Genomic DNA, 24,635 nt, shown 5'->3' with positions numbered 1-24,635 from the left:
AAATACAGATGGGGTAAAATGGGTGCTATGAAAGAACAATATACAAAAATACACAATCTATCAGTTTCTAATAAGTTGCTAAACTTCGTTAATGAAGAATTGCTTAAAGATACAAATATTTCTTCTGAAAAATTCTGGGAAGGCTTCGACCAAGTAGTTCATGAGCTAGCCCCAAAAAATAAAGAGCTATTAAAAATAAGAGAAGATTTACAAAAAAAAATAGACGATTGGCATATTGCAAATAAAGGAAATGAAATCAATCTAGAAGAGTATAAAAAATTTTTAAAAGAAATTGATTATTTAAAAGAAGTAGGCCCTGATTTTAAGATCAAAACAAATAATGTTGATGAAGAAATAACTAGTATTGCTGGACCTCAATTAGTAGTTCCAATCATGAATGAAAGGTATGCACTGAATGCAGCTAATGCTAGATGGATGAGTTTATATGACAGTTTGTATGGTACAGATGTAATCGAGCAATCTGAGGATAGTGCCACTCAAAGATACGATCCTTTAAGAGGAGAAATGGTTATAAAATATGGAAGAGACTTTTTAGAAAAATATTTTCCTCTAGAAAATTTTGAATGGCATAATATTACAGGCTTTAAAATTGATAATGGCTCTTTAGTAGTATTAAAAGATAGTAATAAAACATCTTTAAAAAATAAAGATAAATATATTGGTCATAGAGGAGAGGCCAATGATCCATCAGCAATAATTTTAAAAAATAATAATCTTCATATAGAAATAATTATAGACCCAAATGCTTTTAGCGCTCAACAAGATCCTGCTAAAATTAGTGATATTATTGTTGAAGCTGCAGTTTCAACTATTTGTGATAATGAAGATAGTGTTGCTGCAGTAGATGCTGATGACAAAGTTATTTGTTATCGTAATTGGCTTGGACTTATGAAAGGTGATTTGAAATCAACTTTTGAAAAAAATGGAAAGACTTATGAGCGTAAATTAAATCCCGACAGAAGTTATATTTCTAAAGATGGAAAAGGATTAAAGCTACATGGAAGAAGTTTATTATTGGTAAGGAATGTTGGACACCTTATGACTAACTCAGCAATCACTTTAAAAGATGGTTCTGAAATACCAGAAGGTATTATGGATGCCTTTATAACTTCAGCAGCTTGCCTTCATGATATTAAAAAAAAAGGTAATTCTAGAACTGGTTCCATTTATATTGTTAAACCAAAAATGCATGGTCCTGATGAAACCTCATTTACTGATTTAATTTTTACTAAAGTTGAAGAAGTTTTAGGATTGGAAAAATACACTTGTAAAATTGGAATTATGGATGAAGAGAGAAGAACCTCATCTAATTTAAAAGAGTGCATTAGGACACTTCAAAATAGAGTATTTTTTATTAATACTGGTTTTTTAGATCGTACTGGTGATGAAATGCATACTTCAATGGAAGCTGGTCCTATGATTAAAAAAGGTGATATGAAATCTTCTAAATGGATTGGGGCATATGAAAATAATAATGTAGACATAGGTCTTCAATGTGGTCTTTCTGGTAAGGCTCAAATTGGCAAAGGAATGTGGGCTATGCCGGACAAAATGAGAGAGATGATGGAACAAAAAACTAGCCATCTAAATGCTGGTGCAAATTGTGCTTGGGTTCCCTCACCTACAGCGGCAGCTCTTCATGCTCTTCATTATCATGAAATAAACATTTTTGAGAAACAAAAAGAAATTCAAAAAAGAGAATCTGCAAAACTGGATGATTTGTTAACAATTCCTGTAGCAGATAGACCAAACTGGTCAATGGAAGAAATTAACTCCGAAATTTCCAATTCTGCACAAACTCTTTTAGGGTATGTCGTCAGATGGATAGATCATGGAGTTGGCTGCTCAAAGGTACCCGATATTAATAATGTTGGTTTGATGGAGGATAGAGCCACTTTAAGAATTTCTTCTCAACATATAGCTAATTGGATACATCACGATATTTGTACAAAATCACAAGTTATGGAAGTAATGAAAAAAATGGCAAAAATTGTTGATGATCAAAATAAAAATGATGGTGCCTATACTCGCTCTGGAAGAGGAAGCTACGAAATGATGTCTGAAAATTTTGAGCAATCAATTGCTTTTAAGACAGCTTGTGATTTAATCTTTAAAGGTAAAGAGCAACCTTCGGGTTACACAGAACCGTTATTACATCTAAATCGATTATTAAAGAAATCTAGTCAGAATTAGTTTTAATTCCAGTTCTGTTTTTAAAAGCTGAATATAAAGTTCCATCATCGAGACTTTCTATTTCGCCACCAACAGGAAGTCCTTGAGCAAGTTTTGTAACCTTAGTAGAAGTTTTTTTTAAACTATCCTCTATGTAATAAGCGGTAGTTTGACCTTCAACTGTTGCACTTGTTGCTAGTATAACTTCTTCAATATTTTCTCTTGAAACTCTTTCTACTAATGAATTAATCAAAAGGTCTTCTTTTCTCTGGCCAGCAGAAGAAATGGTGCCACCAAGAATATGAAAGTAGCCTTTATAGATATTTGAATTTTCAATTGACCATTGATCTGCAATGTCTTCAACTACACATATTTTATTATATTTTTCTTTTGAATTTTCACAATTGTTACAGCCTAATGAATTAGATTTTAAAGTACCACAAGATTGACACCTAATTACATTTTTATAAACTTGCGCCAAAGTGTTTGCTATTGGCTTTACAAGTTCATCCCTATTATTAATAAGTTTTAAAACAATTCTTTTTGCAGATTTAGGACCTAAGCCAGGAAGTTTTGAAATTAATTTAATTAACTCTTCTATCTCATTAATATTTTGCATATTCTTAAAGCGGCCATTTAAAACCAGGAATACCTAATCCACTTGTAGACTTAGAAATTTCTTCAGATGTCTTAGATTTTAATTCTGATTTTGCATTATTATGGGCAGCCACTATCAAATCTTCGATTATAATTTTATTTTCCTTTAATATTTCGTCTGAAAGGTCAATTTTGATCATTTCATTTTCACCATTTAAAGTAACCTTTACAGAATTTGAACCAGACGTTCCTTCTACCTGAATGTTCTTTATTTTTTCTTGGCTCTCTTTCATTTTAGCCTCTAATTCTTTTGCTTTATCTAAAATTTTTGTAAAATCAGTCATTCTTTAATCTTCTTTTCTAGGTTTAACATCAATAAGTTCTGCGTCAGGGAAACTTTTTAAAATATCTTTATAAATTGAGGAGTTCTTTACACTTTCTATCAGTTCTTTTTTTTCATTAATTTCTTCTTCTTTTTTAGATGGCTGTCCTTTAGTTTTGCTTAGACTTATAATCCATCTTTCATTGGTCCATTCAAAAAGTTTTGTTGAAAGATCTTTAATAAAATCTTTATCTAAATCTTCATTAAATGAAATTTCAATTCTTTTGTTCTCAAAACTTACAAGGTTAACATTTTTTTCTAATTCATATTTTAATTTAATCTCTTTTTTAGAAGAGCATGCTTTTAATAGATCATCAAATGAATTTATAAGACTGGTATTTGTTTCAATGTTATTATTTTCTTTTTCTTTGATATCTTTTTCCTGAACAATATTTTTCATTTGCCCTATTGTTTCAGATTTATCTTTTATTCCAAAGATATCTTCGTTTGTTTTTTTTGGGTAAAAAGATGTTTGGTTTTCACTTTCAGATAATAGTTTGCTATCGTCTTTATATTTGTCACTTTCCTGTTTAATGCTTTTTAAATGAATTAATCTAATTAAGAACATTTCCATTGATAAATGTTGATTAGAAACAATATCAAGCTCCTCAAGTGTTTTAATAGTAAATTGCCAAAATAATATTAGGGTCTCATTGTTAACTTTTTCTGAAAGATCTTTAATTTTATTAAACTCTTCATCATTCAATAAAAAATTATTACCATCCAAATTTAGTGAATCAATATTTTTAAAATAATATAAGAGCTCTAAAAAATCATTAATAAAAATTTTTGGTTCAACACCCTGGTTATATATTTCTCTGTAAGTGTTGAGAACTTCAGTTTCTTTACCTTCAAATATCAATTCAAATAAATCAATTAATTGAGACTTATCAAAATAACCAAATATTTTTTGTGCTGCTGCAAGATCTAATTCTTTGTCTTTATCCAAGGTAAGTAAAGCCCTATCAAGTAACGATAGCGCATCCCTAACTGAACCCTCAGAAATTTTAACAATTAATTTAAGAGCATCATCTGATGCGTTACCATTTTCTTTTTCTTTAATTTTCTTAATAAAATCAAACAACTCTAAAGATTTAATTCTAGATAAATCAAACCTTTGACAACGTGAGACTACTGTAATTGGAATTTTTTTTATTTCTGTTGTTGCAAAGATAAATTTTAAATATTCTGGTGGCTCCTCTAAGGTTTTTAACAATGCATTAAATGCTTGTTTGCTAAGCATGTGAACTTCATCAATTATAAATATTTTATATTTAGCAGTAGTTGGGCCATATCTAGAAAATTCAATAAGGTCTCTTACATCGTCCACCCCTGTTTTACTTGCTGCATCCATTTCCAATACATCAATATGATTTGAGTTAGAAATGGCATTACAATTTTCACAAAGTTCCTCTTTACACAAATTATCTATTCCATTTGAACAATTTAGAGATTTTGCAACAATCCTTGCTGTTGTCGTTTTTCCTATTCCTCTAATTCCAGTAAAAAGATAGGCATTAGGCACTTTATTAGCCTTAATAGAGTTAGAAATTGTTTCCGCAACAACATCTTGCCCTATAAGATCATTAAATGTCTGAGGTCTGTACTTTAAAGCTAAAACTTTTGTATTTTTATTCATTTTATATAAAGGAGACTAGAACCTGAATAACTGTCTCTACGACTGCTTCCGTTAAGATCTGGTCGGGTTCAAGCAGTATCCACCTCTAGCCTCCAAAACTATTATAACAGTAATGTTTTCTATTCTACAAGAAAAGTTTCTAAGTTATTTTTCTCTAAACTTATCAGCCTCAAAAACACCTAGTACGTGAAAATCTTGGCAATGAAGTCCTAATTCTTCTAAAGACTTTTGTATTTTTGGATTGTCGATGTGTCCCTCTAAATCACATAAGAAAAAATATGACTCAAAGGAATTTTGCTCTGGATAGCTTTGAAGTTTTGTAAGGTTAACTCCATTGATCGCAAAACCACCTAATGATTGATAGAGAGCTGCAGGCTTGCTTTTTAACTTAAATAGAAAAGAAGTTATGTATTTTTTATCACCAAAATCAGGCTGTAAAACTTCATTGCCCATCACCAAAAATCTCGTAGCATTGCCTTTTTCATTTTCAATATTTTTTGAAAGTATTTTTAGATCATAAATTTCAGCACTTAAAGTAGAGGCAATTGCTGCTTCCGTTTTAATTTTAGACTTTGAAATTGTCTCAGCCGAACCAGCAGTGTCAGCACGAATATGTTCAACTAAATTATTTTTTTTAATAAATTTAGAGCACTGTGATAAAGCTTGAGCATGAGAATAAACATCTTTGATATCACTTAAATTGCTATCTGGCTGTCCTAATAAATTATGTTCAATTTTCTGAAAATGTTCTGCATAAATATTAAGTCTATACTTAAAAATAAGATATTCGATTCCAATATTTCCTGTAATTCGATTTGATTCTGGAATTACCATTCTCGAATTTTTATCTTGAGATGTTTTTAAAAAACATTCATCAAATGTCTTACATGGAATTATTTCTGCTTTAGGGTTTATTTCTAGCGCTGCTAAATGTGAATAAGCACCGAATGTTCCTTGAAAATAAATTTTGGTCATTTTAGGATTTATATTCCATAATTTTTTTTATAGCTAGATAATCTTCTTTTGTATCTACACCAATGGGAGAAAAGTTTGCCAAAGCAACGTTGATTTTCAGATTGTTATCCAATGCTCTTAACTGTTCTAATCTATTTTTTTTTTCTTTAAATGTTTGGTCCAGACTAACAAATTTTTTTAATGTACTTGTTTTATATGAATAGATTCCAATATGATGATAAGTATTTTGATCATTTCTTGAAAAACCATCTCTAGTAAAATTTAATGCTATTGGAAAATTATTCTTTTCTAATTTTGTTTCTGTAATAACCTTAACTATATTTTGATCAATTAACATTTTATCATTTTTAATTTCTGCTGCTAGCGTTCCAATTCCAGAATTACTATTAATCATAAAGTTATTTAAATTTATAATATCATTTTTATTGATATTTGGTTCATCCCCTTGCAGGTTTAATATAAAATCAATATCTTTAATATTAAGCTTTTCGTAAGCCTCAAAAATTCTATCTGTGCCGGTTTTGTGAGTGTTACTCGTCAAAACAGCTCTACCACCATTTTTTTCAACATCATCGAGTATTTCTTGATCTTCGGTTGCTACTACTACCTCGCCAATATTTGTTTCTTCTGCCTTTTTAAAAACATGAGAAATTATTGATAAATTATTAATTGTTAAAAGTGGTTTACCTGGCAATCTACTTGCTGACATTCTTGATGGAATTAATATTAATGTTTTAGCCATTATAAATTTACCAATTTGTGCGTCTAACAGACGCAAAATTAAAAAATTAAAAATTAAGTATTTTTTTAATTATCATGTTATATCTGCAAAATAATAAAATTTATATGGATTCGTTTGAGCTTAATAAAATTATTGCTGCTATTTTAATGGTTGCGCTTCTTGTAATTGGTTTAGGAAAAGTTGCTGATGGTGTCTTTCATGTAAATAAACCAGAAAATCCAGGGTATCAAGTTGAAGTTGAAGGACAACCAGCTTCCACAATATCCCAAGTTGCTGAAGTTGAGCAAAAAGTAGACATTGCCGCTATAATGGCCCTAGGCGATGTAACTTCAGGTGAGAAAATTTTTAAAAAATGTGCAGCATGTCACTCTATTGAAAAAGGTGGTCCAAATAAAATTGGTCCTGCTCTTTATAACGTAGTAGGCAGTAAAGTAGGTGCTGTAGAAGACTACAAATATTCTAAAACTTTAGCCTCATATGGTAAAGACTGGACTTTTGAAGAACTTAATGGTTTTTTAACTAAACCTAGCTCATATTTGAAAGGAACAAAAATGTCTTACGCTGGCTTGAGAAAAGAAGCAGATAGAGCCTCGATTATTAAGTACCTAAATCAAAATAGTGATAGCCCTAAACAGCTACCTTAACTTACCAAAACAATATAATAAAATACTTTTTTGAACGTGCACTCTATTTAGAGCCTGCAGCCATACTTCAGAGTTTTTTCCCAAAAAAACATCTGTCGTAACTTCTTCTCCCCTTGGAAGACAGTGTAAAAAAGTTGTATCTTTTTTAGCAAAACTCATCAATTTTGAATTAATTTGAAAGTTTCTAAAATCTTTAATTTTTTTATTTTTATTAACTTTATCGTTCAATGAAATTACTTTATCTGAAAAAATTACATCAGCATTTTTAACTGCTTTTTTAGCATCATTAAAGATATGAATTTTTCTTTTATTTTTTTTTACCCAATCTAATACAAATTTTTTAGGCCCATAATTCTTGGGACAGCCAATATTTAAGTTGAATGAAAATTTAACTGAAGCAGCAATCAAACTATTTAGAACATTATTAGAATCTCCAATCCAGCAAATATTTAATTTGGAAATAGATTTTTTTTTAATCTCTTCAACTGTGAAAATATCTGATAGCACTTGTGTTGGATGAGACGATGGACTTAAACCATTTATTACTGGTATCTTTAAATATCTGCTAAATTCTTCTATTTTTTTATCACTATCAGTTCTCAGCATAAAACCATCCCCATAAGTTGATAAGATTTTAGCAGTATCTGCTAGACTTTCGCCACCTTTTCCTAGGTGTAATTCATTAGCTCTAAGTGTTATAGTTCCTCCACCTAGTTGTTTTATTGCAAGGTAAAAACTTAATCGCGTTCTCAAACTTGCTTTTTCAAACATTTGAATGAGTAACTTGCCTTTTAAAGGTTTATCTTTATCAACTTCTAGAGTGTTATAATTTTTTCTTTTTTGTTTTCTATTCTTTGCATCAATGATGATTTTTTTAAGGTCTGCTGAAGGTATATCTTTAAGGTTGATGAAATGTTTCATATTTATTTATAAGTAGAACACACTTTTTTAATAATATTTATTGCTATATCTATCTCTTCTTTTTTAACATTAAGAGGAGGTAATATTCTAATAACATTTTCAGCCGCTCTAATTGTTAATAATTTATTATCCATTAGTTTCTGTATAAATTTTGTTTGATCATCATGAAGTTGTAATCCGATTAATAAACCAACGCCTCTTACTTCTTTAATTATTTTAGGAAACTTTTTTCTTAATTTATTTAATTCTGAATAAAAGTATTTTGATAATTTTTTAACATTTGAAAGAAATCCTTTTTTTAATATTTGATCTAAAACAGCATTTCCAACAGACATAGCTAGTGGGTTGCCACCAAATGTTGACCCATGAGTTCCAGCTGTCATTCCTGATGCTACCTTTTTATTCATTAAAACTGCACCTAACGGAAATCCACCTCCAATACCTTTTGCTATTGGGACAATATCAGGCTTAATTTTAGAATTTTCAAATGCAAAAAAATTTCCACTCCTTCCAATTCCACACTGAACTTCATCTAAAATTAATAAAATTTTTCTCTTATCACAAATCTTTCTTAATTCTTTTAAACACCAATTGGGTATAACTTTAATTCCTCCTTCTCCCATCACAGTTTCAACCATAATAGCAGCCGTTTTTTTTGTTATTTTTTTTTTAAAATCTTTATGATTTCCAAATTCAAAATGGTCAAATCCATCAACTTTTGGTCCAAAGCCCTCAGTCATCTTCTTTGATCCACTAGCATAAATTGTAGCTAATGTTCTTCCATGAAATGAATTTTTAACACAAAGAATTCTATTTTTTGAAGGTTGTCCTATCGAATAAAAATATCTTCTAGCAACTTTAATTGCAGCCTCTGTGGCTTCTGCTCCACTATTTTGGAAAATAATAAAGTCTGCAAAAGTTTTTTTTGCCAATCTTTTAGCTAATTTTTCACCCTCTGGAATTATAAATGCATTAGAAACATGCCAAAGTTTTTTAGATTGTTTGTTAACTGCTTTTATTAAATATGGGTTTGCATGTCCTAAGGAATTTACTGCTATTCCCTGAACAAAGTCTAAATATTTTTTTCCATTAGTAGAATATAAAAAACTTCCTTTGCCATATTTAAAGGAAATTTTTCTTCTATTATAATTTTTTGCTAAAGCGCTCATTAACTAAGATTTAATTTTATAACCTTTTTTGTAAAGAAGAAAAGCAACATACCACATAACAATACTTAATATGGTTAGATAGATTAGGCCTATTGTTATTGGTCCATCTGATTTTCCTAAGAAGCCATATCTAAACCCATCGATCATATAAAAGAATGGATTTATGTGACTAATATTTTGAAATAATTCTGGCAGTTTATCTATAGAATAAAATACACCTGATAAAAAACTTAATGGAGTTATTATAAAATTTGTTACAGTTGCTGTATGATCAAATTTTTCAGCCCAAAGGCCAGTTATAAAACCAAGACTTCCAAGAATAAATGCACTTAAAAAACCAAATACAAAAATATAAAAAATATTATAAATTGTGATATCAACTATTAATGAAAAGACCGCTATTGAAATTATAGCTATTAAAAAACTTCTTGTTAAGGCAGCCAATATTATTGCCATCGACACTTCAAGGGCTGATAATGGTGCATAGAGCATGTCAACAATATTTCCTTGAATTTTTCCTATCATTAGTGAAGAAACAGAGTGACTAAATGATTGTGTTAAGATGCTCATCGCAATTAAACCAGGAGCTAAAAAATTTATAAAAGAATAGCCAAGCACATCTCCTCTATTATTGCCTAAAGCTAGGGACAAAACTGATAAAAATAGTAAACTTGAAACAAGTGGAGAAAGCAAAGTTTGCTGCCAAACTGCCATGAACCTGTTACACTCTTTAAGCCATAGGCTTTTAAAGCCAATCCAATTTACAAAGCCAAACTTTTTAACTCCGATATGATATTTTTTATCCAATTCAACCATAAGTAATCATATATAAATTTTAAAAAAAGATGTGTATAAAACAGAAAAATCCATTGTCTTTTTTTTAATCTTGTGTGATCTGTATATAGTTATAAAATTTAATTAACATACTAAATATAGAATATGAGCTGGAACGAAGAAAAAGTAGAAAAGTTAAAAGAACTTTGGGGCAAAGGAAGCACTGCAAGCCAAATAGCTGAAATAATCGGTGGTATTAGTAGAAATGCAGTAATTGGTAAAGCTCATAGATTAAATTTATCATCAAAAATTAAAACTAGAAATGCATCTTCAAGCCAAAATTTTGATAATAGTTCAGAAGAAAATTCTTCTAAGCAAAAAAGAGGCCGAAAAAGTAAGTTTCAATCCTTAATTATTGAAAAAGACTTTGAACCAGAAAATCCTAAGAAATTAGAGGAACTAGATGAGAGCTCTTGTAAATGGCCCATAGGTCATCCTGAAGAACAATCATTTTATTTTTGTGGACGATCGTCTTTAAAAGATTTTTCATATTGCAAACTTCATTTACTATATGCCTATCAGCCAAAAGGAAGAAAAGAAGAGGCTGTAGCTGATAAAGATGAAGAGACACCTCAGTATATTGATAAAAAAATTAACACTGCTTAATAATTTTTTAATTTAATTTAATTAATCTTAATTTTTATTTCTCATTCTTTCCATTAAACCCTCTAATCAGAGATTTTATAATTAGATAAATTAGGTAAGAGAAAATTGAGAATATTAAAAAATAAATAATATTAATTATCATAAATAATCATACAATTTTAGTATAGGAAATTCTATTAAGAATTAGCAGGGTTATATTTTTTTGTAGAAAATTGCCCACCTTCTCTCCACATATAGCTATATTTTTCTACTTCATTATCAAATACTCTTGTACTTGGAACCCCAATATCAGCATTAGTTTGATATTTACCTGAAGGAACATTGTCATATTTTAAAAGCGTAAGCTGATCTATTGTTAGAAGTGGTTTTGGAAATAATTGAAAAAATTTAGCAGACATAGTTGCTACAAAAAGAGGTAATGGTACTAATAATCTTTTTTTATCTATTAAATGTAATAATTTTTTTAAAATTTCTTTTAAGGATAAGATGTCAGGCCCAACACACTCTATAATTTTCGAGTAAATATTTTTAGAGACAACATGATAAATGGTATCAGTTAAATCCGAACAATGTATTGGAGCAAATTTAGTTGATCCATTATAATAAAGAGGGAAAAATGGAAGTCTACTGAGTAAAGTCATAAAAGACGTAGTAAAATTATCATCAACTGAATAAACTACAGAAGGCCTTAATATTGTTGCTAAAGGAAAATTTTTTTGAATATTGAGTTCACCATCTAATTTACTTTTTGCATACTCTGAGTCTGGTGCATTATTTATCCCTAATGCTGACAAATGAATAAATTGCTGAACTTTATATTCTTTACAAAGTTTAGATAAAATAGATGGAAAAATAGAGTGAATATTTTTAAAAGTATTGCCCTTGCCACTTTCATATAAAATACCAATTAAATTTATACAAATATCAGTTTGGGAGAAAAGCTTTCTAATTTTTTTTTCATCAAAGATATTAGCTTCAACAATGTCTATGTAACCTGCATTAGCTTGAGTTTTTATTGCATATCCTTTTTGATGAAGGTTTCTAGTAACCACAGTTACTTTATAATTATTTTTAGTAAGCTTTCTTATTAAATGACGACCTATTTGACCACTACCGCCAAAAATTAGACAATTTTTTGCTTTCATATATATATAATTAAAAATGAATATTGATATTAAACTTCACAAGAATGATCTACCAGAAGATTTAGATTTAGGCAATATTATAGCGGTTGATGGAGAGTTTATGGGTCTCAATGTTAAACGTGATCCTTTATGTCTTATTCAAATATCAACTGGTAATTCTGATGCTCATATCATCCAGCTTGATAGGGAAAAATATGATACTCCAAACTTAAATAAAGTTCTTTCTGACGAATCAATCACCAAAATATTTCACTATGGTAGGGCGGACATGGCTCACATTAAGCATTACCTGAAAACAGAAACTAATAATATTTTAGATACAAAAATAGCTTCAAAATTAGCTAGATCCTATTCTGATAGTCACTCCCTAAAAACATTAATTAAAGAATTTATGAACGTAGATGTAAGTAAACAATTTCAAAGTTCAGATTTTGGAGGAGAGCTATCTCCAGCACAATTAAAATATTGTGCTAATGATGTTATTTATTTGCATAAAATTCATGAAGAATTAAATAAAATTCTAGTAAGAGAAAAGCGAATTGATTTATATAAGAGCTGTCTAGCATTTTTAAAAACTAGAGTTGATCTTGATTTGGCTTTATTTAAAGACGATATATGGTCTCATTAAATGAAAAAAAGAAATTATAAAAAAATTGCAAAGAGTGTAATTGATCTTGAAATCAAAGCTCTAAAAAAATTAAAAAATTCAATTAATAATTCATTTAATGACGCTGTTGACGCAATATCAAAATGTCAATCTAAAGTAATACTATGTGGTGTTGGCAAAAGTGGATTAATAGCAGCAAAAATTTCAGCAACACTTTCTTCTGTTGGAACACCTTCGTTTTCACTATCTGCAAACGACTGTTCTCATGGTGATCTTGGTAGCATTTCAAAAAAAGATATTTTAATTTTATTAAGTTATTCAGGATCTACAGAAGAATTAAAGAATATAATAAAATATGCCAACAGAAATAAAATTACTTTAATAGGCATAATGTCTAAAAAAGACTCAATACTATATAAAGCATCAGACATTAAGTTACTTATACCAGAGGTAACTGAGGCAGGACTTGGTATTGTTCCAACTTCAAGCACTATAAATCAATTAAGTATTGGTGATGCATTAGCAATATCAACTCTAAATCAAAAAAAAATTAGCAAAAAAGATTTTAAAAAATTTCATCCATCAGGAAATCTTGGGGCCAAACTAAGAACAGTAGAGGAAATAATGATAACTGGAAATAAAATTCCTTTTGTAAATGGTAATTTAATAATGAAAAAAGCTTTACAAATAATATCTAATAAAAAACTTGGAATATTGGTGGTTAAGAATAACAAAGGGATTACAACAGGAGTTATTACAGATGGTCAAATTAGAAGATTTAATGAGGTAAATGACAATCTACAGAGTTTAACTGTGAAAGAAGTCATGACTTTAAACCCCATCAGTATTGATAAAGATACCCTAGTAGAAAAAGCTTTATCAATCATGAACAGCAAAAAAGTCACCTCTTTATGTGTTCACAGCAAAAAAAACTTAAAAAGAACTGTTGGAATACTACATATTCATAAAATATTAGAGACTAACATCAATTAGATGAGTCAAAAAAGTTTAATTCAGTTAATAATAGTTTTAATAATAATTTTAATCTCATCAGCTGTGTATTTAAATTATTTTACTAAAGACTCTGAAGATTTGGCAACTAAAATGAAAACCTTAAAAACTGAAAACATTAAAGACGAAACCAGTAATTATATAGAAAATATTATTTACATTTCTAAAATTGGTGAAAACAAATATGAAATTATGGCTGATAGAACAGAAATTAAAATAAATGAACCTGATATAATGTTTTTAGAAAATGTAGCTGCTTTTATAACCCTTAAAAACTCTAGCACAATTAAAGTAACTTCAGATTTTGCTAAATATAATTCAAAAAATTATGACACTATTTTTTCAAAAAATGTTACAGCAACTTATCCTGAGCATAAAATAACAGGTGAGTTATTAGATTTTTCTTTTGTAAATAATATTGGTATTTTCTCAACTAATATTGTTTATGTTGGTAGTAAGACAAAAATGATTGCTGATAAAATGGAAGTGAATCTTACAAATAACGATACTAAAATTTTTATGCTTGATCAGTCTAAAAAAGTTATAATTGAGGGAATAAATTAATATGGCTCTTATAAAAAAATTTAGAATTAAATCATTTAAAAATCCCCATCCTATAATATCACTGGATAATATATCTTTATCATTTGGAAATAGAAAAATTTTAGATAACGTGAGCTTCAAAATAAATCATGGACAAATTCTTGGAATGTTGGGACCTAATGGAGTTGGAAAATCAACTATTTTTAATTTAATTACAGGTTTAATTAAGCCAGACTATGGCAAAATTAATTTTAAAGGTACTGTTGTTAATGACTACCCAATATATTTAAGGACTACAAAATTTAAGATTGGCTATGTTCCTCAGTATGGAGGATATTTTGGTGATCTTACATTATTAGAAAATTTAAAAGCAATTGCTGAAATAGTAATATTAAAAAAAGAATTGATTAAAAATAAAATTGATCAATTAATTGCTAAATTTGAGCTTGATGCCATTAGAGACACTAAAGCAAAATATTTGTCTGGTGGTCAAAAAAAAAAACTAGTGATTGCATTAGCTTTATTAAGTGATCCCGAAATTTTATTGCTTGATGAATGTTTTGCAGCATTAGATGTTCTTACAATTAAAATGCTCCAAGAAATTATAGTTAACTTACAAACAGAAAACAATATAACAATCTGTATCTGTGATCATCAAGCAAGAGATTTACTGTCCTGTGTAGATATTGCTTTGATTTTGTCCAATTGTAAAATTGTGGCTCACGGCTCACCCAGCGATTTAGTTAATAATATTGAAGCAAAAAATGCCTATTTTGGCAACGCCTTTAAATTTAATTAAAATGGCAAAAATACTTGTAATTAAAAAAAAAATTAATTCATTCAAAAAAGAAATAGAAGTTAGTGGTGATAAAAGTTTAAGTATAAGGTGGGTCCTTTTAGCCTCCCAAGCAATTGGAAAATCAAAAGGTTACAACCTTTTAATGTCAGAAGATGTATTAGCTGCAATTGATAGCATCAAAAAACTTGGCATAAAAGTGCGGATACAAAAAAATTACTGCGAAATAGTCGGTAATGGAATTAATGGCTTTAAATACAATAAAAACTTAACAATAGATGCTAAAAATTCCGGGACACTTGGTAGATTAATTTTAGGTCTTTTAATTAAATCTCCTAAAAAAATAAAAATAATTGGTGACAAAAGTTTATCTAAAAGAGATTTTTCAAGAGTGACCACACCTCTAAGAAAATTTGGGGTTAAATTTTCTTATAAAATAAAGAATAAACTGCCTTTAACAATTCTTGGCACACAATCAGCAAAAGGTATTAAATATTTAGAGAACAAAGGTTCAGCTCAATGCAAAAGTAGCGTAATGTTTGCAGCACTAAATGCATCAGGAACAACTTCTATTAAAGCAAAAAAGTCAAGGAATCACACAGAGTTACTTTTTAAATATTTAAAAATTCCAATCAAAGTAAGAAAAGCTAAAAAATTTGATTTTATAGATATTAAAAAACCAAAAAAAATTAGTGCCTTCAATTATCAAATTCCAGGAGACATAAGTTCCAGTGCTTTTTTTATGGTACTAACAACGCTTGCTGATAATTCAAAACTTTTAATTAAGAATGTAAATATTAATCCTTCTAGAGTGGGAGTTATTACAATCTTAAAAAAAATGGGAGCCAAAATAATACTTAAAAACCAAAAAAATTATAGAGGAGAGAAAATTTCTGATATTTTAACAAAAAGTTCAAAAAAACTTAAAGCTATTAATTGCCCAATAGAATTAAATAGTAGTGCCATTGATGAATTTTTGGTTATTTTTTTAATTGCAGCAAAAGCAAAAGGTGTTTCTTATTTTAAAGACCTTTCAGAATTAAACCAAAAAGAAAGTCCAAGATTAATTTGGGGTTCTAAAATTTTAAATATGATGGGTATAAAAACAGATTTAACAAATGATTCTATTAAGATTTATGGACAACCTGATTTAGAAATAAAAAAACCAATAACTGTTAAAAACTATCTAAAGGATCATAGAGTTTTTATGATGAGTACAATTGCTGCTTTAACCTTTGGTGGAAAATGGAAAATCTACAATAAAGATTCTATAAACACTTCCTTTCCATCTTTTTTGAAGATAATTAAAAATATAAATCATTCATCATTATGAAGCTTAAAAAAAAAATTAAAATCGCTATAGACTCACCTGCTGCTGCTGGTGCTGGCACTCAAGCAAAATTAATTTCTAAACATTTTAACTTATTTTATTTAGATACTGGAAAAATTTATAGATTAATTGCAAATATTAAACTTACTCAACCAAATAAGTATAGTCATAGTTTAATAAAAAAAAAGATGCTCAAATTAACTATGAAAGATTTGCAAAATAAAAAATTATTATCGGATGAAGTTGGAACAATGGCATCAATTATATCAAAAGATAAAAAAATTAGAAAACTTGTTCATGCATTTCAAATTAAAAGCGCTTATCATCCTCCCAAAAAGTATAATGGATCTTGTTTAGATGGAAGAGACATAACTTATAAGATAATTCCTGATGCTGATTTTAAATTTTTTATAACAGCAAATACTAAGACTAGAGCTTTAAGAAGGTATAAAGAGTTAAAAGGACTAAATAAGAAAATATCTTTTAATGAAGTCCTAAAAAGTATCAAAAACCGTGACAAAAGTGACTATAATAGAAAAGTTTCACCTCTTATCAGAACTCGAGATTCGGTCTTGATTAATACCACGAATTTAACTAAAAGATCATGCTTTTTAAAAATTAAACAAATTATGGATAGGAAACTAAAAGCTTAATGGAAATTTATAAAGACCTTTCAAACCCTGCCTCTAAAGAATTCGAACAATTACTAAATTCACAGTTTACTAAAACAGCAAATCTTGAAGAAGGAAAAATTATTACTGGTGTAGTAAACAAAGTTACTGATAACTTTGTATTTCTTGAAGTACCTGGTTTAAAATCAGAGCCTATCTTGGATATTAATGAATTAAAAAGCATGGGTATGCTTGATAAAGCAAAAGTGGGTGAAAAAATTTCTGTTCTTCTTGAAAGGTTAGAAGATAAAAAAGGTGAAGTACTAGTATCAGCTTCAAAAGCTCAAAAAATTCAAGGTTGGGACAAACTTGTTGAAGCGTATGAAAAAAATGAACCTATCATGGGTAAAATTACTGGACGTGTTAAAGGTGGATGTATAGTTGAACACATCGATACTGGTTCTTTAATGTTTTTACCTGGATCTCAAATTTCAGATAAACCATTAAAAGACATTAGTCATTTAATGAATGAGCCTCAAAAATTTGCTCTAATAAAATTAGATAAAGTTAGAGGGAACGCATGTGTTTCTAGAAGAGAAATAATCTCTTCATTTAAAAAAGAAGATAAAATTAAAATTGTCGAAAAATTCAAAGTTGGAGATATAATTAAAGGTGCTGAAGTAAAAGGCTATAGTTCATTTGGTTGTTTTTTTAGTGTTAATGGTGAGCTTGATGTTTTAGTTCACTTACAAGAAATTTCTTATTCAAGAGTTAATCACCCTGATGAAGTTTTTACAATCGGTGAGAAACATGACCTTAAAGTAATCAGCGTTGATCTTGAAAAACTTCAGGTTGGTTGTTCAGTAAAACAGCTTACACCAGACCCTTTTGAAAACATTTCAAATTACGAACTAAACAAAATCTATAAAGTAAAAGTCGTTAAGCTTATGGACTTTGGAGCTTTTTGTGAGCTTGAAAAAGGACTATCAACTTTATTGCACTCAAGTGAATTAAGTTGGACTAAAAAAAATATTTCTGCAAAAAAAATGTTTAAAGTTGGAGATGAAATTGATTGTGTAATCACTGAAATTGATAAAGAAAAAAGAAGAGTGGCAATATCTCACCGTTTAACAACTGATAACCCTTTTGAAACATTTGAAAAAACCTACCCAATTGGATCTGAGGTTGAAGGTGAAGTTGCAAGTAAAAATGAATATTCTATTTTCTTAAAAGTTGATGGCTTAGATATTGATGCTTTCTTGCATTGTAATGATTTAACTTACCTAAATAATGGTGAAGAAGAATTAGCTAAATATAAAATTGGCGATAAATTAAAAGTTAAAGTGTTAGAAGTAAAAGCAGCAGAGCAAAAAGTTAGAGTTGGTTTACGTCAAACTCAACCAGACCCTTTTGATTGGTTTAATGATAAAAAGGTTAAACAAACTATCACTGTTAAGATTATTTCAACTGACAACAAAGGTCTTGTTGTAAGACCTGAGGGCTGCGAAATGGACTTCATTATTAAAAAATCTGCAATAGCTATTAATGCTGCTGATGCAAGACCTGCTAGATTTACAGGTGGAGAAAGAATTGACTGTGCTATTCAAGAGTTAGATATAGATAAAAGAAAAGCAACATTAAGTATTAAACTTTTAGAAGAAATTGAGCGTAAAGTTGCACTAGATACTTATGGTTCTGAAGCAAGTGGTAAAAACTTACCTTTCTCATCATTATCTGATGATTTAGAGAAAAAGAAAAAAGAAGACGAATAAAAATTGGCTATTGTAAAATCAAAGCTTCTAAAACAACTCGCTAATAACTACCCAAATTTTTTAAAAAAAGACCTAGAAAAGTTTACTGATATTATTCTTACTGAAATAAAGCAGGCCCTTAAACGAGGAGATCGTGTTGAATTAAGAGGTTTTGGAATGTTCTCTACTAATATTCAAAAAGCAAGAATATCAAGAAATCCTAAAACGGGAGAGAAAGTGAATACGCCTGAAAAAAAAACAATTCACTTTAAAATGTCTAAGGAAATGTTTAAAAAATTAAACAATGATGAATAAAAATATCTTTGTTGCTTGTGATACATCAAGCTTAAAAGAAATAAAAAAAATAATTAGCGATACGAAAACTAATAAACTTCAAATAATTCCAAAATTTGGCTTACAGTTCTTTTATTCAAAAAGTGGGAGAGCCTTTCTTCAAAATTTTAAGAGAGATTATTTCTTAGATTTAAAAATAAATGATATTCCACAAACTGCTTTATCTGCAATGGATAGTTTAAAAGATTTGAAGAAATGTAAATATATTACAGTTCATGTAAGCGGTGGCCTTGAAATGCTTAAAGCTATTACAAAAAAAGCTAAATCAATTAACAAAAATTTAAAAGTAATAGGAGTTACAATTTTAACAAGCCTTAACAAAAAATCTCTTGAAGAAATTGGTCATACCAAGACCGTAGAACAGTTAGTATTAAAACAAGCTAGTCTTATAAAAAAATCAGGTGCAGCTGGAATTGTGTGTTCTGCACAAGAAGCAAAAATAGTTAGGAAAAAATACAAAAATTTATTTATTGTTACGCCAGGAATAAGGCTACCTGGAGATGATGCAAATGATCAATCTAGAGTAATGACTCCTAATGATGCTTTTAAAAATAAAGTTTCTGGTATTGTAATGGGAAGATCATTAGTAAAGGGCAATATCAAAAACAACATTAAAAGATTACTTAATCACTTAAATCAATGATCCAACCCTGCAAGATTTGTGGGATCTCTGACTCTAAAACTTTAGAATTTTTAACCTCCCATCCTAACCCACCTAAAATGATAGGGTTTATTTGTAATTGGCCTAAATCAAAAAGATTTGTTGAACACGACAAGCTTAAAAAGCTATTAAAAGTTGATAAAAAAAAATCAGAATATGTTGCTGTATTAGTTAAACCTAATGAAGATATATTAGAAAAAATAAAGGATTTACCATTCGATTATTATCAACTTTATGATTGTACACCTACTGAAGTTAAATCAGTTAAAGAAAAATATAATAAAAAAATTATTGTTGCAATAACTGTAAAAGATCAAAATGATACAGCTAAATATTTAGAATATAATGAACTTGCAGATATAATATTATTCGACAGTAAAGGTTATGAAAAAAGCATGTCTTTTGATCATCAATTAATTAAAAATATTAAAATTAATAAAGAATTGATGCTTGCTGGGAATATTCAAATTAAAGATAACCTTGAAAATTATAAAGAAATAGCAGACATTATAGATATTTCTGGAGGTCTAGAAACATCTGGATTAAAAGATATTTCAAAAATAAATATTTTTTTAAACAAAATTAAATTAATTAACAATGAAACTTAAAAAAAAAATTCCTTTAATCGATCAGCACAACAAAAATGGATTTTGGGGTGGTAAATTTGGTGGTAATTTTATACCTGAAACTTTAAAAAAGCCTATTGAGGATTTAACTGAACTTTTTGAAAAACTTAGATACGATAAGAAATTTCTTAAAGAGAGAGACTATTATTTTAAGAATTATATAGGCTCTCCTACTTCATTTGTTAAACTTCAAAACCTATCAGATCACTTAAGTGGAGCTCAAATATATGCCAAAATGGTGTCAGAGGCGAACGGAGGAGCTCATAAGATTTATAATGCAACAGTTCATTGCCTTATTGCTAAAAAAGCAGGGAAAAAATATGTCGTTGGTGATACGGGTGCAGGTTATGCTGGAAAGATGCTGAGTATGGCTGCTAAAAAATTTGGCCTTAAATGCAAAATATTCATGGGTGCAAAGGATATTAAAAGACAAAAACCTAATGTAGATGCGATGAAAAAGAATGGTGCAGAAGTTGTACCCGTTTATTCAGGAAGCCAAACATTAGTAGATGCTGTTAGTGAATGTATGCGTTATTGGGTTTCAAATTGCGATAACACCCATATGTGTGTTGGATCAACAGTAGGCCCTAATATATTTGTTAAAATTTGTGGCTGGAGTACAGCTCAAATTTCAAGAGAATTAAAAGTTCAAATTCAATCAGAATTTAAAAAGATGCCTAAAAAAATTAAACTCATTAATTGTGTTGGAGGTGGAAGTTCAGCTTATGGGTTTTGGAGTGAGTTTATTGATTATGACAAAAAACAAATTGAATTAATTGGTGTTGAGGCTGGTGGACCAAAAAGCTCAAAACTACATGCAGCACCTCTAACTAATGGAGCTAAACTCGGAATATTGCATGGAGCTGCAGCTTATGTTTGTCAAAATAGTGAAGGACAAATTAACGATACCGCTTCTATTTCTGCTGGATTAGATTATCCTGGGGTATCCCCTATTCACTGCTTCTTAAAAGATACTAAAAGAGCAAGATATACATCTGCAACTGATGAGGCGGCTTTAAATGCATACAAACTAGTTACAAAACTTGAAAAAATAAACCCAAGTCTTGAACCTAGTCATGCTTTTGCTGAAGCTATAAAAATTGCTCCAAAATTAAACAAAGATACTATCATTATTGTTAATTCTTGTGGTGATGCCAAAAAGGATCGTGATATTTTAAAAGAAAGATTGGGAAAAATTAACTAAGATGTCATTAATCAACTTAGCATTTAAAAAAGTAAAAACTGAAAAGAGACCTACATTACTAACTTACACGGTAGCTGGTGATAGTACTATAAAGAAATCTCTTGAGATATTAAAATCAATTGCAAAATATGCTGACATTTGTGAAATAGGATTTCCTCATAACACTCCAATTGCAGATGGTGGACAGATTCAATCAAGCGCTTATAGAGCTTTAAAAAATGGTATCAAAATTAAAGATGTTTTTTCAATAGTTAAAAATTTTAAAAAATCAAAACAATCAAAACCTGTAATATTGATGGGTTATTATAATATGATTTATCAATATGGAGATAATAACTTTATAAATATTTGTAAAAAAGTAGGAGTAGATGGATTAATTGTTGTTGACCTTCCTTATCCAGAAAATAAAGAATTTGCAAAAAAATGTAAGAAAAAAGATATTAGTTTTATTCAATTAGTATCTCCTACTACGTCTCTAGATAGAATGAAAAAAATTATAAGAGACTCACATGATATGGTCTATTATATCAGTATGCTCTCAACAACTGGTGGCAAGCTAAAGGTTTCGCCTAAAAAAATTTTAGAGCGTTATAGTAAAATTAAAAAACTTAACAAGAATAAGAATATTGTAATAGGCTTTGGGATCACTGAAAAAACCATAGCATCTTTAAGAAAGGCTGATGGATTAGTGGTTGGCAGTGCTTTATGTAAAGAAATATCAAATTCTATTAAAAAACGCCAAAATCCTGTCACAAATGTAACTAATATTGTGTTAAAGTTAAGAAAAAAAATAGCATGAATTGGATTAAAAAAACTTTAAGATTTGGTGAAAAGATTAAAACCATCATTAAAGCACGTGCAACCAAAACAGAGATAGCTAATAGTGACTGGACCTCATGTTGTAAAGGGCCAATCTTAAAAAAAGATTTAGAAGAAAATTTATGGGTTTGCCCATCTTGTAACAAACACCACAGAATAAGCCCACGTCAGAGATTTGACATTATATTTGGCAAAAATAATTATGAAGTTTTAAAAACTCCAATTCCTCAAGATGACCCTTTAAATTGGAATGATGCAAAACCTTATAAAGATAGATTAAAAGCTGCTAGAAAAAAAACTGGCATGGATTGTGGAATGATGGTTGTTAATACTAATATTCTAAATTTAAAAATCACAGCAATTGCATCTGATTTTGATTTTGTAGGTGGCTCAATTGGTGCTGCAGAAGGTGAGGCTTTTTTATACGGAATTCAACATGCAATAGAAAATGAGCAACCTTTTATAGTATTTACTTCTGGTGGTGGAATGAGAATGATGGAAAGTCTCATATCTTTAAGCCAAATGACAAGAACGACACTCGCAATTAACGAACTGAAGAAAAATAATTTACCCTATATTGTTGTTCTAACTGATCCAACCGCTGGTGGTATTACAGCATCATATGCAATGTTAGGTGATCTACACCTAGCAGAACCAGGAGCGCTTATAGCTTTTGCAGGAGCCAGAGTAATTCAAGGCACTGTAAGAGAAGAGTTACCAGAGGGCTTTCAAAGAAGTGAGTATGTAGAAAAAACTGGCTTTGTAGATTTAATTGTAGAGAGAAAAGACCTAAGAGAAAAAATTGGTTCATTATTATCAATATTGTTAAAGAAAAATTCTGCTATAAATTCATCAGAAAATGAAACTTCAGAAGATAGTAGAGCGCTTACAAAAGCTGCATCCTAAAGAGATTGATCTAAGTCTAGATCGAACTAAAAATCTTTTAGAAAAATTAGGCAATCCTCAAGATCAAATCAGTTGTATTTCTATTGTTGGCACAAACGGAAAATTTTCAACTATCCAGGCACTTTATGCAATTTTAAAAGAGGCTGATTATAAATGTAATATTTATACCAGTCCCCACATTCAAAAAATTAATGAGAGATTTGTTTTTAACAATAAGCCTCTAACAGATGATGAATTAGCCAATCTTTTTTCTGAAATAGAAGAAGCTAATAATCAAACACAAATCACTTTCTTTGAAATTTTAACGGTTGCTTATTTTCATTATGCAAAGAAATACCCTGAAAACATTAACTTAATTGAGTCAGGTCTATTTCATAGGTTTGATGCAAGCAATATTTTAAAAAAAAACTTAGCTAGTATTGTAACAGCTATTGGTCTGGATCACTTAGACTGGCTTCCAAAAGAAGAGCAAACAGTTGAAAAAATAATATTTGAGAAAACATCCACTTTGTTAAACTCTAAAATCGTAGTTGCAAAACAAAGTTCAAATGAAATAAGCAAAAGTATTGAAAATACAATTAAAGACAATACTTCTAAAAAAATAATCTTTAATAAAAATTATAATTTTACATTAAAAGAAAATGATTTTTTTTATTTTGAGGATGAATTTGGTGCTCTTAAACTTCCAAAACCTAATTTACCTGGAGAATTTCAATTAGAAAATGTCTCTACGGCAATTGCAACTGCTAGACAATTAACAGAATATAAAATAACTGATGAACATATTAAGAGTGGTATTACTAAAATAGAAAGTATTGCACGACTACAAGAGTTAAAATCTGGAAAATTAAAAGATTTAACTAGTAATAATTTATTATTTGTTGATGGATCTCATAATCCACTTGGTGCAAAGGTATTAAATGAATATCTTCAAAGTCTAAATTGTAACAAACATATTATTTTAGGAATGATGGCCAACAAAGACCACAATGAATATATGAGTTACTTTAAAGATATTAAATCATTAACAACAATTGACATTCCAAATCAACCCAATGCTATTAAGGGAAGTGAACTTAAAGGGAAAATTAAAAATTTTGAAAATATTAATTATAAAAATTCTATTGAGGAAGCAATTAGCTCAATTGATCTTCAAAAAAATGATATTATTTTAATTACAGGGTCTTTGTATCTTGCAGGAGAAGTTTTAAACTTAAACTAGATATTCTTATCTAGAAATTCTTTCATTTGACTCTCAGCAACTCCACCAACTTTTCTGTCTACTTCAACACCTTTTTTGTAAACTATAACAGTTGGTACACCTCTTACACCAGCAGCTGAACCTGTGTTAATTCCACCATTTTCTATGTCAGCATAATAAAAGTTTGCTTTATCTTTGTAGCTATCTGAAAACTTATCCATGATGGGTTTAAGGCTCTTGCACGGAGCACACCATTCTGCAGAAAATTGAACTACAGAGATATCTTCATTCTTAATTTTTGTTTCAAATTCTTCATCTTTAAAATCAATAAGCATATTTCATATATAAATTCTTATTAGATTTATTCA

27 protein-coding genes are annotated in these 24,635 nt (G+C 29.1%); 17 read left to right on the top strand and 10 right to left on the bottom strand.

Translation table 11 applies throughout. The features are described from left to right. Positions 1-18 precede the first annotated feature (18 nt). On the top strand, positions 19-2,214 hold the full coding sequence (locus AC5SLN_RS00555; protein ID WP_494593544.1) for a malate synthase G: 2,196 nt from the start codon (positions 19-21) through the stop codon (positions 2,212-2,214). On the opposite strand, the gene recR is transcribed toward AC5SLN_RS00555, so the two are convergent. The 5 genes from recR to kdsB form a co-directional block, all read right to left on the bottom strand. Then, positions 2,201-2,812: a recombination mediator RecR gene (gene recR, locus AC5SLN_RS00550; RefSeq protein WP_494593542.1), complete on the bottom strand. Its 612-nt coding sequence runs from the start codon at positions 2,810-2,812 to the stop codon at positions 2,201-2,203. The two genes, AC5SLN_RS00555 and recR, sit on opposite strands and share 14 nt — an antisense overlap. Before the next feature lie 4 nt (positions 2,813-2,816). Beyond that, complete coding sequence (locus AC5SLN_RS00545; RefSeq protein WP_006997395.1) at positions 2,817-3,134, bottom strand: YbaB/EbfC family nucleoid-associated protein; 318 nt, start codon at positions 3,132-3,134, stop codon at positions 2,817-2,819. A 3-nt stretch (positions 3,135-3,137) separates the two neighbouring features. After that, positions 3,138-4,811 carry a DNA polymerase III subunit gamma/tau gene (dnaX, locus tag AC5SLN_RS00540; protein ID WP_494593539.1) on the bottom strand — a complete coding sequence of 558 codons (1,674 nt, stop codon included), beginning with the start codon at positions 4,809-4,811 and terminating at the stop codon, positions 3,138-3,140. A 144-nt stretch (positions 4,812-4,955) separates the two neighbouring features. Further along, complete coding sequence (locus AC5SLN_RS00535) at positions 4,956-5,786, bottom strand: prephenate dehydratase (protein WP_494593537.1); 831 nt, start codon at positions 5,784-5,786, stop codon at positions 4,956-4,958. Between the two features lies 1 nt (position 5,787). Then, positions 5,788-6,528: a 3-deoxy-manno-octulosonate cytidylyltransferase gene (gene kdsB / locus AC5SLN_RS00530; protein WP_494593535.1), complete on the bottom strand. Its 741-nt coding sequence runs from the start codon at positions 6,526-6,528 to the stop codon at positions 5,788-5,790. A 104-nt stretch (positions 6,529-6,632) separates the two neighbouring features. Here kdsB and AC5SLN_RS00525 point away from each other — a divergent pair, with 104 nt between their 5' ends. Continuing rightward, on the top strand, positions 6,633-7,172 hold the full coding sequence (locus AC5SLN_RS00525) for a c-type cytochrome (RefSeq protein ID WP_026362699.1): 540 nt from the start codon (positions 6,633-6,635) through the stop codon (positions 7,170-7,172). On the opposite strand, the gene argF is transcribed toward AC5SLN_RS00525, so the two are convergent. From argF to AC5SLN_RS00510, 3 genes are read right to left on the bottom strand one after another with little or no spacing between them, the layout of a single operon-like run. Continuing rightward, entirely contained in the window at positions 7,164-8,093 is a 930-nt protein-coding gene (gene argF, locus AC5SLN_RS00520) for an ornithine carbamoyltransferase (protein WP_271616505.1), read from the bottom strand. The genes AC5SLN_RS00525 and argF overlap by 9 nt on opposite strands. Before the next feature lie 2 nt (positions 8,094-8,095). Beyond that, positions 8,096-9,262 (bottom strand): aspartate aminotransferase family protein, encoded by a 1,167-nt coding sequence (locus AC5SLN_RS00515; RefSeq protein ID WP_018413799.1) that lies wholly within the window; start codon positions 9,260-9,262, stop codon positions 8,096-8,098. A gap of 3 nt (positions 9,263-9,265) precedes the next feature. Further along, complete coding sequence (locus AC5SLN_RS00510) at positions 9,266-10,078, bottom strand: ABC transporter permease (protein ID WP_006997402.1); 813 nt, start codon at positions 10,076-10,078, stop codon at positions 9,266-9,268. A 123-nt stretch (positions 10,079-10,201) separates the two neighbouring features. Between AC5SLN_RS00510 and AC5SLN_RS00505 the strand changes: the two genes are divergently transcribed. Then, positions 10,202-10,702: a GcrA family cell cycle regulator gene (locus AC5SLN_RS00505; RefSeq protein WP_494593533.1), complete on the top strand. Its 501-nt coding sequence runs from the start codon at positions 10,202-10,204 to the stop codon at positions 10,700-10,702. A gap of 176 nt (positions 10,703-10,878) precedes the next feature. On the opposite strand, the gene AC5SLN_RS00500 is transcribed toward AC5SLN_RS00505, so the two are convergent. After that, complete coding sequence (locus AC5SLN_RS00500) at positions 10,879-11,847, bottom strand: complex I NDUFA9 subunit family protein (protein WP_271766186.1); 969 nt, start codon at positions 11,845-11,847, stop codon at positions 10,879-10,881. Positions 11,848-11,863: 16 nt separating this feature from the next. Between AC5SLN_RS00500 and AC5SLN_RS00495 the strand changes: the two genes are divergently transcribed. Genes AC5SLN_RS00495 through AC5SLN_RS00430 form a run of 14 tightly spaced genes read left to right on the top strand, consistent with a single transcriptional unit; the run spans position 11,864 to position 24,288 of the window. Continuing rightward, positions 11,864-12,475 (top strand): ribonuclease D, encoded by a 612-nt coding sequence (locus AC5SLN_RS00495; protein ID WP_494593531.1) that lies wholly within the window; start codon positions 11,864-11,866, stop codon positions 12,473-12,475. Next, a complete protein-coding gene (locus AC5SLN_RS00490; RefSeq protein ID WP_494593529.1) occupies positions 12,476-13,447 on the top strand; it encodes a KpsF/GutQ family sugar-phosphate isomerase in 972 nt (323 codons plus the stop codon). Continuing rightward, positions 13,448-14,029 (top strand): LPS export ABC transporter periplasmic protein LptC, encoded by a 582-nt coding sequence (lptC, locus tag AC5SLN_RS00485; protein WP_494593527.1) that lies wholly within the window; start codon positions 13,448-13,450, stop codon positions 14,027-14,029. Between the two features lies 1 nt (position 14,030). Beyond that, positions 14,031-14,807 (top strand): ATP-binding cassette domain-containing protein, encoded by a 777-nt coding sequence (locus AC5SLN_RS00480; protein ID WP_494591981.1) that lies wholly within the window; start codon positions 14,031-14,033, stop codon positions 14,805-14,807. Beyond that, positions 14,773-16,137, top strand: coding sequence for a 3-phosphoshikimate 1-carboxyvinyltransferase (aroA, locus tag AC5SLN_RS00475; protein ID WP_494591979.1), 1,365 nt, complete (start codon positions 14,773-14,775; stop codon positions 16,135-16,137). The genes AC5SLN_RS00480 and aroA overlap by 35 nt, the downstream gene beginning before the upstream one ends. Next, complete coding sequence (locus tag AC5SLN_RS00470; RefSeq protein WP_494591977.1) at positions 16,134-16,787, top strand: (d)CMP kinase; 654 nt, start codon at positions 16,134-16,136, stop codon at positions 16,785-16,787. Before aroA ends, AC5SLN_RS00470 begins: the two co-directional genes overlap by 4 nt. Then, entirely contained in the window at positions 16,787-18,517 is a 1,731-nt protein-coding gene (locus AC5SLN_RS00465; RefSeq protein WP_006997411.1) for a S1 RNA-binding domain-containing protein, read from the top strand. The genes AC5SLN_RS00470 and AC5SLN_RS00465 overlap by 1 nt, the downstream gene beginning before the upstream one ends. Before the next feature lie 3 nt (positions 18,518-18,520). Then, positions 18,521-18,811: an HU family DNA-binding protein gene (locus AC5SLN_RS00460; protein WP_006997412.1), complete on the top strand. Its 291-nt coding sequence runs from the start codon at positions 18,521-18,523 to the stop codon at positions 18,809-18,811. After that, entirely contained in the window at positions 18,801-19,493 is a 693-nt protein-coding gene (gene pyrF / locus AC5SLN_RS00455; protein WP_494593525.1) for an orotidine-5'-phosphate decarboxylase, read from the top strand. The genes AC5SLN_RS00460 and pyrF overlap by 11 nt, the downstream gene beginning before the upstream one ends. After that, on the top strand, positions 19,490-20,119 hold the full coding sequence (locus AC5SLN_RS00450) for a phosphoribosylanthranilate isomerase (RefSeq protein ID WP_494593524.1): 630 nt from the start codon (positions 19,490-19,492) through the stop codon (positions 20,117-20,119). The genes pyrF and AC5SLN_RS00450 overlap by 4 nt, the downstream gene beginning before the upstream one ends. After that, entirely contained in the window at positions 20,109-21,341 is a 1,233-nt protein-coding gene (gene trpB / locus AC5SLN_RS00445; protein ID WP_278386964.1) for a tryptophan synthase subunit beta, read from the top strand. Before AC5SLN_RS00450 ends, trpB begins: the two co-directional genes overlap by 11 nt. A 1-nt stretch (position 21,342) precedes the next feature. Continuing rightward, positions 21,343-22,140, top strand: coding sequence for a tryptophan synthase subunit alpha (gene trpA / locus AC5SLN_RS00440; protein WP_494593522.1), 798 nt, complete (start codon positions 21,343-21,345; stop codon positions 22,138-22,140). Continuing rightward, positions 22,137-23,066 (top strand): acetyl-CoA carboxylase carboxyltransferase subunit beta, encoded by a 930-nt coding sequence (locus AC5SLN_RS00435; RefSeq protein WP_271564467.1) that lies wholly within the window; start codon positions 22,137-22,139, stop codon positions 23,064-23,066. The genes trpA and AC5SLN_RS00435 overlap by 4 nt, the downstream gene beginning before the upstream one ends. Next, positions 23,020-24,288: a bifunctional folylpolyglutamate synthase/dihydrofolate synthase gene (locus AC5SLN_RS00430; RefSeq protein ID WP_494593519.1), complete on the top strand. Its 1,269-nt coding sequence runs from the start codon at positions 23,020-23,022 to the stop codon at positions 24,286-24,288. Before AC5SLN_RS00435 ends, AC5SLN_RS00430 begins: the two co-directional genes overlap by 47 nt. Here the strand turns inward: AC5SLN_RS00430 and AC5SLN_RS00425 are convergent. Beyond that, a complete protein-coding gene (locus AC5SLN_RS00425) occupies positions 24,285-24,602 on the bottom strand; it encodes a thioredoxin family protein (protein ID WP_011281744.1) in 318 nt (105 codons plus the stop codon). The genes AC5SLN_RS00430 and AC5SLN_RS00425 overlap by 4 nt on opposite strands. Positions 24,603-24,635: the final 33 nt, after the last annotated feature.

It is taken from the genome of Candidatus Pelagibacter sp. PS_31 (genome assembly GCF_059417865.1).
Note: the sequence above shows the minus strand (reverse complement) of the source record. Positions and strands in the feature narration are given on the sequence as shown.

Bases quoted from the DNA above. Each gene is read 5' to 3' on its own strand.
- AC5SLN_RS00470 (WP_494591977.1), top strand. From the start codon at position 16,134: ATGAAGCTTAAAAAAAAAATTAAAATCGCTATAGACTCACCTGCTGCT.
- kdsB (WP_494593535.1), bottom strand. From the start codon at position 6,528: ATGGCTAAAACATTAATATTAATTCCATCAAGAATGTCAGCAAGTAGA.
- AC5SLN_RS00525 (WP_026362699.1), top strand. From the start codon at position 6,633: ATGGATTCGTTTGAGCTTAATAAAATTATTGCTGCTATTTTAATGGTT.
- AC5SLN_RS00505 (WP_494593533.1), top strand. From the start codon at position 10,202: ATGAGCTGGAACGAAGAAAAAGTAGAAAAGTTAAAAGAACTTTGGGGC.
- AC5SLN_RS00535 (WP_494593537.1), bottom strand. From the start codon at position 5,786: ATGACCAAAATTTATTTTCAAGGAACATTCGGTGCTTATTCACATTTA.
- trpA (WP_494593522.1), top strand. From the start codon at position 21,343: ATGTCATTAATCAACTTAGCATTTAAAAAAGTAAAAACTGAAAAGAGA.
- AC5SLN_RS00480 (WP_494591981.1), top strand. From the start codon at position 14,031: ATGGCTCTTATAAAAAAATTTAGAATTAAATCATTTAAAAATCCCCAT.
- aroA (WP_494591979.1), top strand. From the start codon at position 14,773: ATGCCTATTTTGGCAACGCCTTTAAATTTAATTAAAATGGCAAAAATA.
- AC5SLN_RS00430 (WP_494593519.1), top strand. From the start codon at position 23,020: ATGAAACTTCAGAAGATAGTAGAGCGCTTACAAAAGCTGCATCCTAAA.
- trpB (WP_278386964.1), top strand. From the start codon at position 20,109: ATGAAACTTAAAAAAAAAATTCCTTTAATCGATCAGCACAACAAAAAT.
- AC5SLN_RS00555 (WP_494593544.1), top strand. From the start codon at position 19: ATGGGTGCTATGAAAGAACAATATACAAAAATACACAATCTATCAGTT.
- AC5SLN_RS00425 (WP_011281744.1), bottom strand. From the start codon at position 24,602: ATGCTTATTGATTTTAAAGATGAAGAATTTGAAACAAAAATTAAGAAT.
- AC5SLN_RS00435 (WP_271564467.1), top strand. From the start codon at position 22,137: ATGAATTGGATTAAAAAAACTTTAAGATTTGGTGAAAAGATTAAAACC.
- AC5SLN_RS00495 (WP_494593531.1), top strand. From the start codon at position 11,864: ATGAATATTGATATTAAACTTCACAAGAATGATCTACCAGAAGATTTA.
- AC5SLN_RS00500 (WP_271766186.1), bottom strand. From the start codon at position 11,847: ATGAAAGCAAAAAATTGTCTAATTTTTGGCGGTAGTGGTCAAATAGGT.
- AC5SLN_RS00450 (WP_494593524.1), top strand. From the start codon at position 19,490: ATGATCCAACCCTGCAAGATTTGTGGGATCTCTGACTCTAAAACTTTA.
- lptC (WP_494593527.1), top strand. From the start codon at position 13,448: ATGAGTCAAAAAAGTTTAATTCAGTTAATAATAGTTTTAATAATAATT.
- recR (WP_494593542.1), bottom strand. From the start codon at position 2,812: ATGCAAAATATTAATGAGATAGAAGAGTTAATTAAATTAATTTCAAAA.
- pyrF (WP_494593525.1), top strand. From the start codon at position 18,801: ATGATGAATAAAAATATCTTTGTTGCTTGTGATACATCAAGCTTAAAA.
- dnaX (WP_494593539.1), bottom strand. From the start codon at position 4,811: ATGAATAAAAATACAAAAGTTTTAGCTTTAAAGTACAGACCTCAGACA.
- AC5SLN_RS00515 (WP_018413799.1), bottom strand. From the start codon at position 9,262: ATGAGCGCTTTAGCAAAAAATTATAATAGAAGAAAAATTTCCTTTAAA.
- AC5SLN_RS00490 (WP_494593529.1), top strand. From the start codon at position 12,476: ATGAAAAAAAGAAATTATAAAAAAATTGCAAAGAGTGTAATTGATCTT.
- AC5SLN_RS00510 (WP_006997402.1), bottom strand. From the start codon at position 10,078: ATGGTTGAATTGGATAAAAAATATCATATCGGAGTTAAAAAGTTTGGC.
- AC5SLN_RS00465 (WP_006997411.1), top strand. From the start codon at position 16,787: ATGGAAATTTATAAAGACCTTTCAAACCCTGCCTCTAAAGAATTCGAA.
- argF (WP_271616505.1), bottom strand. From the start codon at position 8,093: ATGAAACATTTCATCAACCTTAAAGATATACCTTCAGCAGACCTTAAA.
- AC5SLN_RS00545 (WP_006997395.1), bottom strand. From the start codon at position 3,134: ATGACTGATTTTACAAAAATTTTAGATAAAGCAAAAGAATTAGAGGCT.